This is a genomic window from Saccharibacillus sacchari DSM 19268, assembly GCF_000585395.1.
Lineage (GTDB): Bacteria > Bacillota > Bacilli > Paenibacillales > Paenibacillaceae > Saccharibacillus > Saccharibacillus sacchari.
In genome coordinates this window covers 3,467,460-3,481,905 of record NZ_KK073875.1, presented here as the reverse complement: position 1 = coordinate 3,481,905, position 14,446 = coordinate 3,467,460, and the positions used below count along the sequence as shown (strand labels likewise).

At 50.9% G+C, this 14,446-nt stretch carries 11 protein-coding genes and 1 pseudogene; 4 read left to right on the top strand and 8 right to left on the bottom strand.

Annotation, left to right across the window (positions count from 1 at the left end; genetic code table 11):
* Window positions 1-197: 197 nt before the first annotated feature.
* The 5 genes from SACSAC_RS14755 to SACSAC_RS14735 all read right to left on the bottom strand — a co-directional run bounded on the left by SACSAC_RS14755 (window position 198) and on the right by SACSAC_RS14735 (window position 4,824).
* The gene (locus SACSAC_RS14755; protein ID WP_037287717.1) at window positions 198-1,826 is read right to left on the bottom strand and encodes a tetratricopeptide repeat-containing diguanylate cyclase; all 1,629 of its coding nucleotides are present in this window, start codon (window positions 1,824-1,826) and stop codon (window positions 198-200) included.
* Window positions 1,827-2,028: 202 nt separating this feature from the next.
* Window positions 2,029-2,793, bottom strand: coding sequence for a GTP pyrophosphokinase (locus SACSAC_RS14750; protein ID WP_051507135.1), 765 nt, complete (start codon window positions 2,791-2,793; stop codon window positions 2,029-2,031).
* Window positions 2,794-2,940: 147 nt separating this feature from the next.
* Window positions 2,941-3,579: an ABC-2 transporter permease gene (locus SACSAC_RS14745; protein ID WP_037287716.1), complete on the bottom strand. Its 639-nt coding sequence runs from the start codon at window positions 3,577-3,579 to the stop codon at window positions 2,941-2,943.
* On the bottom strand, window positions 3,572-4,444 hold the full coding sequence (locus SACSAC_RS14740) for an ABC transporter ATP-binding protein (protein WP_037287714.1): 873 nt from the start codon (window positions 4,442-4,444) through the stop codon (window positions 3,572-3,574). Before SACSAC_RS14740 ends, SACSAC_RS14745 begins: the two co-directional genes overlap by 8 nt.
* Window positions 4,441-4,824 carry a GntR family transcriptional regulator gene (locus tag SACSAC_RS14735; RefSeq protein WP_037287712.1) on the bottom strand — a complete coding sequence of 128 codons (384 nt, stop codon included), beginning with the start codon at window positions 4,822-4,824 and terminating at the stop codon, window positions 4,441-4,443. Before SACSAC_RS14735 ends, SACSAC_RS14740 begins: the two co-directional genes overlap by 4 nt.
* 257 nt (window positions 4,825-5,081) lie before the next feature.
* Between SACSAC_RS14735 and SACSAC_RS28465 the strand changes: the two genes are divergently transcribed.
* Both SACSAC_RS28465 and SACSAC_RS28460 read left to right on the top strand, forming a co-directional pair.
* Entirely contained in the window at window positions 5,082-5,654 is a 573-nt protein-coding gene (locus SACSAC_RS28465; RefSeq protein ID WP_037287710.1) for an IS1182 family transposase, read from the top strand.
* A pseudogene (locus SACSAC_RS28460) lies at window positions 5,606-6,442 on the top strand (IS1182 family transposase); the annotation flags it as partial. The gene SACSAC_RS28465 and the pseudogene SACSAC_RS28460, both read left to right, overlap by 49 nt.
* Window positions 6,443-7,472: 1,030 nt before the next feature.
* Here SACSAC_RS28460 and SACSAC_RS14720 read toward each other — a convergent pair.
* A complete protein-coding gene (locus SACSAC_RS14720) occupies window positions 7,473-8,522 on the bottom strand; it encodes a 2,3-butanediol dehydrogenase (protein WP_037287706.1) in 1,050 nt (349 codons plus the stop codon).
* A 292-nt stretch (window positions 8,523-8,814) separates the two neighbouring features.
* Here SACSAC_RS14720 and SACSAC_RS14715 point away from each other — a divergent pair, with 292 nt between their 5' ends.
* Window positions 8,815-9,843 carry a LacI family DNA-binding transcriptional regulator gene (locus tag SACSAC_RS14715; protein ID WP_037287704.1) on the top strand — a complete coding sequence of 343 codons (1,029 nt, stop codon included), beginning with the start codon at window positions 8,815-8,817 and terminating at the stop codon, window positions 9,841-9,843.
* Window positions 9,844-10,013: 170 nt separating this feature from the next.
* Here the strand turns inward: SACSAC_RS14715 and SACSAC_RS14710 are convergent, their stop codons facing one another.
* Together SACSAC_RS14710 and SACSAC_RS14705 are read right to left on the bottom strand one after the other, a co-directional pair.
* A complete protein-coding gene (locus SACSAC_RS14710) occupies window positions 10,014-11,147 on the bottom strand; it encodes a nucleotidyltransferase domain-containing protein (protein ID WP_037287702.1) in 1,134 nt (377 codons plus the stop codon).
* A gap of 165 nt (window positions 11,148-11,312) precedes the next feature.
* A complete protein-coding gene (locus SACSAC_RS14705; RefSeq protein WP_051507134.1) occupies window positions 11,313-12,242 on the bottom strand; it encodes a hypothetical protein in 930 nt (309 codons plus the stop codon).
* Window positions 12,243-12,512: 270 nt separating this feature from the next.
* On the opposite strand from SACSAC_RS14705, the gene SACSAC_RS14700 reads away from it, so the two are divergent.
* Window positions 12,513-14,438 (top strand): hypothetical protein, encoded by a 1,926-nt coding sequence (locus tag SACSAC_RS14700; RefSeq protein ID WP_156951008.1) that lies wholly within the window; start codon window positions 12,513-12,515, stop codon window positions 14,436-14,438.
* The last annotated feature ends 8 nt before the right edge of the window (window positions 14,439-14,446 follow it).

Below are 14,446 nucleotides of genomic sequence, written 5' to 3'. Positions count from 1 at the left end.
GCCTTTTCGCGCTGCCTTGCGTCACTTTCCCTTGACGTGCCCCGGCACGCCTTCAGAAAAGTTCCTTATTCAGCACGAAAATTCGGCAAAATCTGCTTCCGTCGAGGTTTGAAGACACGCCCAAGCACGGCAAACAGCCGCAGCGGATCTTCTATCCGCTAACGGCTGCGCAATCGAATTCGATTTTCACTGAATGACTATCCCTCGGATACCACGCAGTTTTTGCCTGCATGCTTCGCCATATACAAACGCCGATCCGCGATCGCCAGCAGCTCGGTCCGTCCGATCGAACCGCCGTATACGGTATGCACGCCGATGCTTGCGGTTACAGGCAGACTGCCCGTAATCGGACTCCAGTCCGCACCGCGAATCGCCCGGCATAACCGATTGGCTAATTCGCGGCCTTGTTTTTCGTCCGCGCGCGGGAACAACGCCACGAATTCTTCGCCGCCCATCCGCGCTACCGCAGCCGGTTCGGCCGCCGCCACCGACAAAATTTTGGCGACGTTGATCAGCACCGTATCGCCGACGACGTGCGATAACGTATCGTTAACGCGTTTAAAATGATCCAAGTCGATAATCGCGATAGTGAGAGCTTCGCCCGTTTCCTTCGCTTCCTTCAGCAAGGTGTCGATATGCTCGTCGATGAAGCGCCGATTACGCAGTCCCGTAAGCGGATCGCGCAGTGCCATTTCGCGGAAATGCTCGCTGCTCTTGCGTGCTTCTTCGGCTTCGAATACCGCTTGGAAAATATGGGCCTTAGCTTCGCGCTCCGCGGAACGCAGCGCCTCGGATTCGTCGTGGAACAAGCGATGTTCCTCGTACGCTTCCTTATAAAGCCCCGCCGCCGCGTACAACTCCGCTTGACGCAAGCGAACCCGAACACTCAAAGCCGCCAGACCGTGATCGTCGCATAGATGCTTGGCTTCATCCAGCATCGCCTGGGACTCTTCCAATTTATCCTGAAGCAATTGAGCCTGAGCAATCGTCAGCATGCATTCAGGCAGTGAAGCAAGCTCGCTCAAACGACGCTCGGACGGATCGGTAATGACCGGCAGCAAGGTACGCTCCGCTTCTTCCGGCCGACCGAGCAGCATCTCTCCCTTCGCGATCGTATCCAGCTGCATCGCGTTAAGCGGGAATCCATGGACGGCGGATAGATCACGAATTTTCACGATCAGCTCTTCCGCCTTTTCCAGATCGCCCAGATCGTAATACGTGAACGCCATATTGTTGAGCGCATACAAAGCAAATTGTACGTCTTGGGTTGCATTCGCGATCTCGAGCACCTCGTCGAAACGCTGCTTCGCGTCGTCGTAAGCCCCGGATTCGTCGAGCGCGAGCGCCAGCATCATCAAGTGGTCCGCACGCGTAGCCGGCGCGACGCCGCTAGGAAGATGCTTCAGCCCGCGAAATGCATGCTCTAGCGAGCTGTCGTTATCGCCCAACCGCCGAAAAAAACCGGCCAACAGACGATGGCTCCGCGCCAAAATATGTTCGTGATCGTTCTCGATCGCCCAGGCGTTGATTTCGCGAATCAGGCGTCCGCTATCGGCGATTTTAGCCTGGCGTCCCAAAACGTCGGCATGGATAAGGCGGGTTCGCTGGGTCAGATCCTCGCGGTTCAATCTGGCGGCAACGGAAAGCGCTTGCTGAACCGGCGCAATCGCCGAATTGATCTCGCGGTAAGGCTGAACTTCCAATAAGTCAAGCAAGCGCGAGAATTCTTCAGCCGTGCAACCTCCCGATTCGCCCTCTCGGTCAAGCAGCCCCCAATCCGGCTGTTTGAACTGTGTGCCTTTTCTATACATATGTTGTCCCGGCAAGGTGACTCCTCCCCCATCCCAGCAATGTTTTCCGTTCAAATCGTTCGCGGTTCTCGCGCACACAATTACTAAGTATACAATATATTACGGGCCTTGAGCGCTAAAATCAATGGTTTCATAAGCATTTTCTAAGCAATATTTACCTATAAATATAGTAAAAAAGACCGAATGGAATTTTTCCACCCTGGTCTTTTTCAAAAAATCAGTTTTGTCCCAAAATATCGAGCAGCGTTCCCGGAATCCGGAATTGCTGGCCGTTGATATGAATCGTCTTCAACATTTCGCGTTCTTCCGCGTCATGCGCGTCCTTGATCGCCTGTACTTCATGCTGCAACCGTTCCATTTGCAGATCGAGCGAGCTGGCGGAATCCGCAGCCGTTTTCAGCTCGGACAGCAGTTCGCTAGGCACGTCCTGATTGTATTTGTAGAAGATTTTATGTTCCAGGCTGGCCCAGAAATCCATCGCGATGGTGCGAATCTGAAGCTCCACGCAGACATGCTCCGTACGGTCGGACAAGAACACCGGCACTTCGATCAACAGATGCAAACTGCGGTAACCGTTGCTTTTCGGATGGGCAATGTAATCCTTGATGTCCAATACTTTAAGGTCGTTCTGCTGCTGAAGCATCTCGCTGACCTTATAGATATCCGAAATGAACGAGCAGGTAATGCGCAAGCCCGCGATATCGCGGATGTGCTCTTTGATCGAAGTCAGGGAAATATCGTGCTGCTTGCGAATCAGCTTGTTCACGATGCTCTCCGGCGACTTGAGGCGCGACTTGGTATGCTCGATCGGACTGTAGTCATGCAAGGTCTGAAATTCCTGCTTCAGGATGTCGATCTTCGTCTCCATCTCGTCGAGCGCGAACTTGTACGTCATCATAAAGCGGGTCACTTCGTCGCGGAACGACTTCAACTGCTCCATCGGAACTCTTTTACTCGTCAAATCCAAAGCATTGTTTTCCATGAAATTTGTTTCCGTTCCTCTCTGCAGGGGGCACCAAATTCGGCATCCGGCCGCCCGTCAAATATTCGTTATATCATGAATATCGGTCACTTTAAGTATAGAGGTTACCCCGCAGTTTTACAAATTTCGAGCTTGGTGCGCTTTGGATCAAATATCTTGCCTGGCGTATAGCTTGAGCGATAGCAAAACGGACAGGAATAGCAGGATCAGAATGGAAATTACGGCGAGCGAGAGTTGCAATCCCGCGCTGCCGGCTCCGCCGAATATCCCGTGTTGCATGATGTCGTAATCTTTCAACATCGTACCGACGACTGCGCTTCCGATCGCGATCAACATAATAAAAACTGTTCGCACAATCTGCATGCCTTTCGGACCGAGCCAGAAATAAAGAGGAAGAAAAATCGAGGTCACCAGCAGATTGAGCATCAGCACCATGCCTACCTCGGGAAGCCCGAATGCCACAGTTTCCACATTCAACATCATGGACAGAAGTTGAAGCACAGCGGCAAAAGCGAGCCCGACCAGCGTAAACGCCAGAATGCTGAAGTATTTCGACCAGACAATCTGGGCTCGGCTTACCGGCAGGCTTGCGGTGAAGCGCTGGCTGTTATTTTGCATATCCAACGTACAGGAAGTAACCAGCATCACCACAGCAGGAAATGTCACGTATACGAGCAGCGTTCCTGTTTCCGCCCAGGCCATATAGAGAAGAAACGGGATGACAATCAGCACATATCGATAAACAAGCAGGATGTCCTTACGAATCAGATACGCGACGCTATGCATGGACAAGCCCTCCTTTGCCTTTTACCGTGAAATACACAACCTCTTCAAGCGTCGGCTGTTCGATCAAGGCCACGCTGCCAAAAATTCGCTCTGCTTCGACGCGATCGGTCATCAACCCTTCGAAACCGACTCCCGTCTCGCGCAATCCTGCAAATAGCGGTCGGATATCGGGATCAAGCAGTTCATTTCCTCCCTTGACCAACACATGACGTTCCAGCACTTCATCCTTCGTTTCGTTGAAGATCAGCTTGCCTTTATTCACAAACACAATATAGTCGGCGATACGATCCAGATCGCTGGTGATGTGACTGGAGAACAGAATGGAACGTTGGTCATCTTGCAGCTGATCCGCCAGCAGGTCGAGCAACTCGCGGCGAAAGACCGGGTCCAGTCCAGCCGTGGGTTCGTCCATGATCAGCAGCTCGGCGGAATGCGACAAAGCTACCGCGAGCGAGAATTTCATTTTCATCCCTTTGGATAGGTCTTTGATCTTCTTGTTCTCCGGCAGTTCGAACCGCTCCAGATAATCGCGAAAAGTGTCCGTTTCCCAGTTCCGATAGAACGGAGCGAGAATGTTAGTCATTCTTTTTAAAGTCAAATGATCGTAAAAGACATTCTCGTCCGAGACATAGCCGATACGCTCCCGCATTCCGGTTGCTTCGTTCTCCAACTTGCTGCCAAACAGCTCAACATGGCCCGCATCGGGCTTCACCATCTGCATGATCATGCGGATTAATGTGCTTTTGCCCGCGCCGTTGGGTCCGATCAATCCGGTCACATATCCCTTTCGAATAGGAAAACTTATGTCTTCAATCTTAAATGAATCATACCGCTTTGATACGCCTTCAAGCGTCGCTGCATTCATTTTCTATTCTCCTCCTCGTATAACGTGGTTAGATATTCGGTCAATTCTTGTTGGCTCAATCCTAAAGCTCGCGCCTCGATCATGGCTTCGTATAACATCTGCTCCAATGCCTTCAACCTTCGTTCCCGCAGAAACTCCCGATTCACGCCGGCAACGAATGAACCGCGTCCCACCATTGATTCGGTCAACCCTTCGCGCTCCAGTTCTTCATAAGCGCGCTTCGTCGTGATGACGCTGATTTGCAAATCTTTCGCCAACTGCCGGATCGAAGGTAAAGATGCCCCTGGCTCCAACTCCCCGTTCAGAATCAATTGCCGGATCTGAGCCACAATCTGTGCATAAATCGGTTCACCGGACGAATTGGAGATCAAAATGTTCATGGCGGACCTCCTTTGTGTCTTGAGGTGTGTAGGTCTGATGTTCTCTTTGTATATAGACAATATATACATTTGAGTTGTAGATGTCAATTAATTCCTGGGTTTAATTTGATTTAGAAAAGGAAAAAACCACGGTCAGATACCGTGGTCAGGCTGTCGAGAAACTCTCGATAGCCTTTCTTTATGTCTATTCTGTTTATGACGACACCGCGTTAATGTTGTATAATAGAAGTACCTTTTAACGAACGGATGGTGTTCTCATGTTGCGTCCAAATCGAGAAAAACAACAAGCCTACGAACTCGTTTCGATTGAAGATCTTGTGCCCGAAAACCATATGCTGCGCAAGATTGATCGGTATATCGATTTCTCTTTCATCGATGCAAAGGTCCGTCCTCTTTATTGCGAAAACAACGGTCGTCCGGCCATTGACCCGACGGTTCTCTTCAAGATGATTTTCCTGGGTTATTTTTATGGCATTCGTTCCGAACGCCAGCTGGAACGCGAAGTCCAAACGAATCTGGCTTACCGTTGGTTTCTCGGGCTTGGCTTAACTGACAAAGTGCCGGACTCTTCCACGATTAGCTGGAATCGCCGAACACGCTTTAAGGAGACGACAATTTTCCAGGACATTTTCGATGAGATTGTGCTGCAGGCCATGTCGCACAAGATGGTAGGTGGACGTGTTTTGTTCTCGGATTCGACCCACGTCAAAGCGAGCGCCAACAAACACAAGTACACGAAGCAAGAAGTGCTGCAAAACACAAAAGACTACCTGGACGAGCTGAACACTGCTGTCGAAGCCGACCGAAAGGCGCATGGAAAAAAGCGCTAAAACCACGAGAGGAGGTGGAAGAAACCAAAGAAGTGAAAGTGAGCACGACCGATCCGGACAGTGGCTACATGGTGCGTGATGGAAAGCCAGAAGGCTTTTTCTACCTGGACCACCGCACGGTTGATGGGAAGTACAATGTGATTACCGATGTGCATGTGACGGCTGGAAATGTGCATGATTCCGTACCGTATTTGACGCGCCTGGACCGGCAGCGTGAGCGATTCTCGTTTCAAGTGGAAGCCGTGGCGCTGGATGCCGGTTATTTGACGAATCCGATTTGCCGAGGACTTGAAGAACGACAGATTTATGGCGTGATTGCCCACCGAAGATTCCAGTCTGTGAAAGGTCTCTTTCCGAAAGCCAAATTCCGCTACAATGCCGAGGAGGACCACTACACCTGTCCAAATGGGCAAGAGTTACCGTACCGAACCACCGACCGACAAGGGTACCGCCAATATGCCTCCGACCCCAAGCTCTGCCAAGACTGTCCATGGCTCCAGAGCTGTACACGCTCGGCGAACCGACGAAAAGTGGTGACCCGGCACGTCTGGGAAGACAGTAAGGAAAAGATGCGGGAAAACCGGCTGAGCCGCTCGGGCAAGCAGCTGTACCGCAAACGAAAAGAGACGATTGAACGAAGCTTTGCAGATGCGAAAGAGCTGCATGGGTTTCGTTATTTCAGGTTGCGCGGACTTGCGAATGTGACGGAGCAGGCACTCCTGACCGCCGCCGTGCAGAACATGAAGAAGGTGGCGAACCACCTGGACCGGCAGGCCAAACAGGCCTAACCGGCCTGCTTGGCCTGCCGGCCGAGGAAAAAAGAGTCACGAGACGCAAAAGAAACCCAACTCTCTATGAGGAGAGCTGGGTTTCTCGACATTCTGACCACGGTCAGATACCGTGGTTCTGGGCTGTCTTTGAAAGTCCTGTGTACGTGGGAAGCGAGAAGACTGCGAGAGAAATTCGTTCCGGTCGCGTGTTGAAATCGAGAAAATGGATTGAAACTTATATTGGTTTTTTCTCGATTTCAAAGGCGATCGCTATCGCTCCTTCACTGAATTTCTCTCTCCGTCTCCTCGCTTCTAGCTACGTTAGACTTTAATAGACACGTTGAAACCACGGGAAGATGCCGTGGTTTGGGGATGTAAAGAATTCAAATTTAAGGACTGGTTTCGATCTACGCTCTTGCATAGGGAGTGACCCAAGCAAGACAAATAAGCTTTATCCTTTAATGGTTTCAATCCACACTCCCGCATTGGGAGCGACGATGTACCAGCATCCCGAACACGAATTCATGCTGGCGTTTCAATCCACGCTCCCGCGTGGGGAGCGACCGTATCTACCTTTGATCGACACAAGCTCTCCATTTGTTTCAATCCATGCTCCCGCGTGGGGAGCGACCTAAAGCAACGTATTATCGTCATGTTAGTGATCCGTTTCAATCCACGCTCCCGCGTGGGGAGCGACTGTACCCACTTTCAGCCCTTTCCCAGCGAGGCTTTAAGGGGGCAAAAGTGCGAACCTCAAATTTAGACTAGCGAAAAGCAGACAAAAACACAATAAAATCTCTCAAATCCCTTATGTCATAAGGGGTGCGAACCTTCCGAGGATTTTATGTGAGCTTCAGGTTCGCACTTTTGTAAGCTCACATTCATTCCCTATTTGCATTCACAATAAAAATCCCGGAAACGTCTCTAACGTTTCCGGGATTAGTTTGCCAGCTATTGCTTCTATACTTCCAGACAAGGTGGGGCCTTTGCTCGAAGTAAGAATCGTTTCACTGGTGGCTTATTAAAACGAATAGACGCCCACTACCATTTACTCTGCCTTAACCAGAATCTTCACCTGATTCTTCTCTTTCAACAGCGTCTCAAATCCTTCGCTCAGCACTTCATCCAACCCGATCCGTTTTGTGACCAGCTTGTCTGCCGGGAAGTAGCCTTGATCCATCAGGCTGATGACTGCCGGGAATACGTCGCGGTAGCCGATGATGCCGTTCACGGTGCGTTCTTTCATCACGATGCGGTTCGGCATGATCGGAGCTTCGGTCTCGAAGATGCTGACGATCATTAGCTCGCCGCCGATATTTGTCGATTCTAGAGCTTGCGTCAGCACTGGAGGTACCCCCGTCACTTCGTAAGCGACATCCACGCCGCCGTTCGTACGGGCATGCAGCTCGGCAACAACGTCGAATTCTTTCGGATCGAGCACGATCGCGCCAAGTTCAGCAGCTTTGGCTTTACGTTCCGGGGATAACTCGACCGCATAGATTTCCGCAGCACCGGATGCTTTGAGCGCTTCGATCACCAGCAGGCCGATCGGACCTGCGCCGAATACTGCGGCTTTATCGCCGACTTTCAGTTTGCTTTGACGCACGGCATGCAGCGCAACAGCAGACGGTTCAACCAATGCGCCTTGCTCGTAAGAAATGCTGTCCGGAATCTTGTGCACCATATAATCTTCAGCCGTTACATATTCGGAGAATCCGCCACCGCCTCCGGCGAGACCGAGGAAGCCCATTTTTTCGCACAGATTATATTTGCCTTTCCGACAAGCTTCGCATTTACCGCAAGCATAGATCGGTTCGACGACGACGCGATCTCCGGCTTGCACCCGAGTCACGCCTTCGCCCGTTTCCACGACGCGGCCGGAGAATTCATGCCCCATCACGACCGGAGCGACTTCGCCCGTGATCGGATGCGGGTCGCTTGCCGGGATAAAGATGGGCCCTGCCGTATATTCGTGCAGATCGCTGCCGCAAATGCCGCACCATTCGACTTTGATCTTTACTTTTCCGGGAAGCGCTTTCGGCTCCTCGATTGTCTCCAATCGCAAATCTTTCGGTCCATGCCATCTCAATGCTTTCATTGCCGGTCATCTCCTTCGATTGTCTTGACGCTATACGCTCCGATAATTCCGGAAACGTTTCCGAAATCAAATATGTCACAGCTTTGACACATTGTCAAACCAATCAAGCAGATACATCCTTACGTTTTATAGACTTTTCATCATCAAAAACCTTAAAAATAAGCTTTTTAAAGCCAATATGCCTGAATTTCAGCCTTGCCTATGAATGGAATGATATAATAAAGAGACATAGCAGAGTTCTCAGAACTTTTCGGAAACGATTCCGAAAATCCAAATAAGGCAGGCGATCAGCGTGACATCGAAGAAAGTAACGATCGAGGATGTGGCCCGGCATGCCGGAGTCGGGATCGCAACCGTTTCCCGGGCGATTAACAACGGCGAAGGGATTAGCGCCAAGACCCGGACCCGCATCCTCCAAACGATAGAAGAACTCAGCTTCATCCCCAATACATCCGCGCAGAGCCTAAAGGTTCGTCTAACCAACCAAATCGCGCTCGCCGTGCCGGATATCCGCAACGCGATCATTCCGGATATTGCCTGGGCCGTCGAGCAAGCCGCGAAAGCGCACGGTTACCGGGTCGTCCAGATCAACACGGCGGGCAACGCGCGGGCCGAGCTGGAAGTGGTTCGCGATATCAAAAAGCTGCACGTGGACGGACTCATCATCATGCCGCTGGCCTACCCCAAGACGCTCCCCGAGCTGATCAACAAAGCCGGCGTGCCGATTTCGGTGATCAACTACGGTAAGCAGTTGGACTCCGCGCTTCAAGCGGACGTCGTGTGTTTGTCCATGCTGGAAGGCCAGCTCGTCATGGAACATCTCAAGCAGATCGGCCGCAGCCGTATTGCTTATGCCGGCACGCAAAAAGACGTCATCGAAGACCGCTACCTCGCCTATGAACGGGCACTGGATCGGGTAGACGCTTCACTGGTGTATTTCGGCGACGACTTTTCGTTGCAAACCGGAACACGCGCCGCCGACTATTTTCACGGATTGGCCCATATGCCGGATGCCGTGTACGCGGTCAACGACATGGTGGCAATCGGCCTCGTAAACCGTTTCAAAGAACTGGGCGTGCGCGTACCGGAAGAAGTGGCCGTCGTCGGCGTCGATAACAACCAGTGGACCACGATCAGCAGCCCGCAAATCAGCTCCGTTTCCATCATGGGCAGCGAAGTTGCTCGATTAGCGGCAGAACTTTTACTGAAGCGTATCCGTGAACAGATCATTGGCGATTATGAAAAAGTCCAGTTCGAACCGCGTCTGATCGTCCGGGAGTCAAGCGTGTCGCTGAAGCGTTCCTCGATGCAGGATAACTAAAACACGCCAAAAAGCACCGTTCCCAGAACGAATTTACGTTCTGGGAGCTTGACCAAGTTAAATGTAAAGTTACGCCCACCTGAAACGTATGCGTTTCAGCCGAACGTAAACCTTTAATTAGGGTTGGTCAAGCTACTCGGTCGGTGCTTTTTTCATTCTATCTTATGGTCTCACTCTGATTTCGATTCCAACAAGAACGCACGGAATTCGGCCAAGCTATCGAATTTCCGAATATCCACGCCTTGCTCACGGAAAAAGCGCTCCAACGTCACTTCCAAGCGGTTCGCAGCGGATTGAAGCGCAAACAGATTGGCAGGGTCGATTACCGACACGAGTGAAGGCAATTTGGCTCGTTCAGCAATCTTTCGACCCGCCTCTTGCGCCTTTCGTCCAACGTTCCAGTGTCCCGTTTCGCAAAATACGAGGAAGCTGTTCAGTTCGCTCTCCGCATGCACCGCCGAGAAAAAGGCCAGCTCATAATCCTTGCGTTCGCAAGCCGATTGCACTTTATCCAGCAGCCCTTTGAACTCTTCGAAAAACCCTTCGGCTCTTTGCGCATAATCGGGCGTTGGCGGTTGAAGCAGGCTTCTCCGGTCGTCAATGACCCCGTTCACCGCATCCGCCAGAAACTCGCAGGCTCCAATGATCGCAGGCGGTTCGGCGCTTCGCATGATCGTATTCATCACCTGTTCCAGTTCGGCCGGGCGAACAGGCAGATTGTAGATCTCCGTGAGGTTCTTGCCCCACCCTTTGCGCAGATAAGTCCGGTTAGCCAGCGCAATTGCCTCCAGCACCGGAGCGATAACCTCGAATGCCTGAAGTCGGTAAAAGGAAAGGGATTGCCCGGTGCCTGCACGCCTCATCTCCAGCAAAAACGGATACACGCTTTTCAGCGTCTCTTCCGCCATATCCAGAAACTTCTCTTCTCCTTCGAATGAGCGCATATCCTTGATCTGAAGCTTGAGATTGTTGAAACGCTCCAGATCCTCGTCGGATCGCACATACAGCAGCTTGCAATCGGCCAAAATCCCGGTCTTGCTGTCTTCCAGCCGCGCCATGCGTTCCGCCCGTTCCCAATCGATCGGCCAGAAATCAAAGCTGATTCCGTTCAGGATAAAAGACAGTCCGGCGTTATAGCCTTTCGGATTCGTCGGAATATAGAAAAAGTCCAGGTCGGAGCGTTCGGTTGCCGTTCCGTCGGTATACGAACCATAATAAGCCGCAATCGCGACATCTTCTGCATAATCCCGCTGAATTCGCTCGATGAGCGCCGAAGAAACGTCGAACACATTAAACTTTTCCATCGCTGAGATCCCCCGTTATCCGCCCGCTTTGAAGACGGCAGGCTTTATCCCTTATCCTATCATCCGCCCCGCGCACATAGCAAAATCGGCAAAAAGAAGAAGCGATCTCTCGCCTCTTCTTCTCTTATCGCTGCATTTTTCAAAAAAACCAAATCATGCCGAGTCTTATTTTACCGATACCGTCATCGCCAACGCTTCGAGCGGAACGCGCTGCGTCTCGATCTGATACACGACGTCTCCCTTGTTCCACGCTACGATATTCTGCACCGTGTCTCCGCCTTGCTGATACTTTGCGCTGACCCGTCCCGCATCGTCCGGTGCCGGAAGCGAGTGCGTCTCCAGATAGTCGACCATTTTCCGCGCGATTCCCGGTTGATCCATCTGATCTTCGCTCAGCGATTGGATTTGCAGCACCCAGCGTCCTTCTTTCCAAGTTAGATACTGCGTACCCGCCGCGCCTTCCTGCATGCCTTGGATGCCGTTCCCCAGATCGACCGCCATTTCCGGAGAAATATCCTCCAGGTCGGAAGCCGGGAAAAAGATTTCTTCGCGGCTTGACGGATCGTCATAACTCTCCGCGTTCACGATCGCAAGGATCGGCGTCTCTCCGGTCGGCTCCAGGGAGTCATCGTCTACAGGTACAACTTCCTCTGTCTCGTAAAAAACCACGTTGAACGCGGCATCTTCATTTTTCTCGATCGATGCCGTCAAATAATGTCCGTCCGCCAGCTTAAATTCCGTCGGCAGTACAGCATCCGGAAGCTTCAACTGCGCACGGATCTGATCGATTACGCCTTCCGTATCCGGTGCGTTTGCGTCTTGTGCTTCGTCTGCACCTTTTACAGAATCGTCAGCTGTCTGTTCCATATCTGAGTCGTCCGTCGCTGCGTTTTCTCCGCTCGTCGCCGGCCCCGTGCCGGGAACGACATTCGCTCCGCCGTCTTCGGCTACTGCATCGGCGGGCGCGTTCGCTTCTTCCGGCGCGTTTCCTGACGTATTCCCGCAGCCGCTGAGCGCAAGCGCCGCGATCAACGCGGCGGGAGCAAGTTTCAGCGATTTGCGTAAACAGGGAGTAATTCGAGGTTTTACATTCATGCTGATCGCCTCCTTATTTCTACGTAACCCCATTACCCGTAAGAGAAGCTGCCAAACAATCGCTTTTTTGATTCGGGAAATAAAGGGATTTATGGTCAATACAATGTTATGATTGAGTTAGCTAGCATTTTAGAGGATAAAGGAGCAGAGGGAATGATACAGAGACAGATAACCGCATGGAAAAAGATAACAGTCACCATAATCGTTTTGATGGCTGCGATCATGTTTTTCGGGCATGCAGAGCACATGCAAGCTGCGGAACGGGCTAGAATGGAAATCGAATTTGAATACCTATTATCGGAGGATAAAACTACGGTTACTCCGCAAGCCAAAGTCATCCGGATTGATTTGAATACGGGTCTTCCGCAAACCAAGATATGGAGCTATCCGGAAAAAAGCGAGAAGCTTCCTCAAAAAGCTCAATTTCGCAGCGAATCCGATAACTCCAAAACCCAAACGTTCTGGGCCGATTTCGACAACCCTCGGTATTTTACTTCCGATCGTCAGACAAGAATATACGTATTGTCGCAAATTCATGTGGATGAAAAAGAAAAGCCGCGAAACAAAGTACTTCAAAAAGAATTTATTTATGAGTTCAACCCGACAACAGGGAAGCTAACCATGCTAGATCGCAGTAACGTGATCGCCAGCCGTCAAATGATTACGATTTTCCACGATTTTGAAGCTTATCAAATCCGTCGCGCACAAGAAGAAAAAGAAACCTATACGAACCGCACTACGGAAATCTACTCCTTGGCCAGCAAAAAACTGCTTACCCGAACTTCCGGAAAAGGTCATGCGCAAGTTTACTTTTCCGAAAATCAAGAGCCTTATTTGCAAGTTCAAGACTATATCGCGTACAAAGAATCTGCAAGCAATCCGCGCGAGAATATGACATATGCGCAAATAGGCAATCAAAAATACGAAGCCGTTTTTCGAAATTATCTTCAAAACGGCAAGAAAGTCGATTCTTCCGATGTTGAAAGCCCTGCATCTTCTGAACGAAAAGAATATAAAGCAGGAAAATACAGCTACTTCACCTATCTCGATCCTGCAACCGGTCTGGCCCGACTTGGCTACCGAATCGGCACAAGCGACAAAATCATTCCTTTGACTCCGAGCACGTCCCGAAGCTTCGCTCATTTCAGTCCGGGCAATGCATACATCGTTGTCAGCGAGCTTCCGGCAAAAACAGTGAATGGGAAACAAAAATTCGACCTGCAAAATCTTTGGGTTTTTGATGCCGCAACTGCAAAACTGATCCGCAAAATCGAAAAGCCGCTTCCCAAAAGCAAAGGTTGGGGCGTCGATGCCTTCTACGAAGATGTCGTTTATATCAGTAGCAATGTCTCGAGCTTCAATTCGTACTTGCATTTGCCTACGGGAACGCTTAGCCAGGTCCTTCCAAACGCGAATAACACTTACGAAAACAGCGGCGTTCTGTACGGGTCGAAGCAGGGCTTGCTTAGTCTGCAGCCTCCTCCGGTCACTTACGTGGACGACAAGATGATTTCGTTTGCCGGGCAAGGTCCTTTCCTGACTCACGATAATCGCTGGTATATCGAAGCAGGAGATTTCGCGAAAGCAATCGATGCCACGCTTGTGCGTTCGAAAAAAAGCATTACCTTTACAAAAGGCAGCAAAAAACTGACCGTTTCCGCATCGGACAAAGAAGCCGTTTTCCATGCAGGCAAAGCTTATATTCCGCTCGAGCGACTCAATGAATCTTTGGGCGTGGTCGCTGCTTTTACGGATTACGCTTCGACTTCGGATCGCTACAGTTATGACGTCCTGCGTCTGTTCACGGAAGACCTGAGGGAAGATCAAGTCGCCGCCGATCCGGAAAAGCACGAATTTATCGAAGACTTTGAACTCATTTATAACTCTTATTACGAGGTCGAAAACGGAAAAATGGTCGCTAAGCCAACAGTGGGCATGCAAGGATACTACTCGGGAAATACAACGCTTGTATTCAAAGACGGCCGATTGAAAAACGCTTATGCGACAATCGACAGGAGCATTCTCCGCAACATCAACTTGCAGCGCGCTGCCGATCTGGATTCGATTTACGGCAAATCGAAAGTCGACAAAATCGGAAAGTATACGCTGCGTTGGTACGAGATGAACAGTTATTTTCTTATATTCGAATACCGAAGTAATACGATCCGTGGAGTTGCCTATATCGCCAAGTCGTAGTCGCCCAA

Coding starts and splice junctions, on each gene's coding strand:
- SACSAC_RS14750 (WP_051507135.1), bottom strand. CDS start 2,793: ATGGAAAACAATGCTTTGGATTTGACGAGTAAAAGAGTTCCGATGGAG.
- SACSAC_RS14745 (WP_037287716.1), bottom strand. CDS start 3,579: ATGCATAGCGTCGCGTATCTGATTCGTAAGGACATCCTGCTTGTTTAT.
- SACSAC_RS14740 (WP_037287714.1), bottom strand. CDS start 4,444: ATGAATGCAGCGACGCTTGAAGGCGTATCAAAGCGGTATGATTCATTT.
- SACSAC_RS14735 (WP_037287712.1), bottom strand. CDS start 4,824: ATGAACATTTTGATCTCCAATTCGTCCGGTGAACCGATTTATGCACAG.
- SACSAC_RS28465 (WP_037287710.1), top strand. CDS start 5,082: ATGTTGCGTCCAAATCGAGAAAAACAACAAGCCTACGAACTCGTTTCG.
- SACSAC_RS14720 (WP_037287706.1), bottom strand. CDS start 8,522: ATGAAAGCATTGAGATGGCATGGACCGAAAGATTTGCGATTGGAGACA.
- SACSAC_RS14710 (WP_037287702.1), bottom strand. CDS start 11,147: ATGGAAAAGTTTAATGTGTTCGACGTTTCTTCGGCGCTCATCGAGCGA.
- SACSAC_RS14705 (WP_051507134.1), bottom strand. CDS start 12,242: ATGAATGTAAAACCTCGAATTACTCCCTGTTTACGCAAATCGCTGAAA.
- SACSAC_RS14700 (WP_156951008.1), top strand. CDS start 12,513: ATGGAAATCGAATTTGAATACCTATTATCGGAGGATAAAACTACGGTT.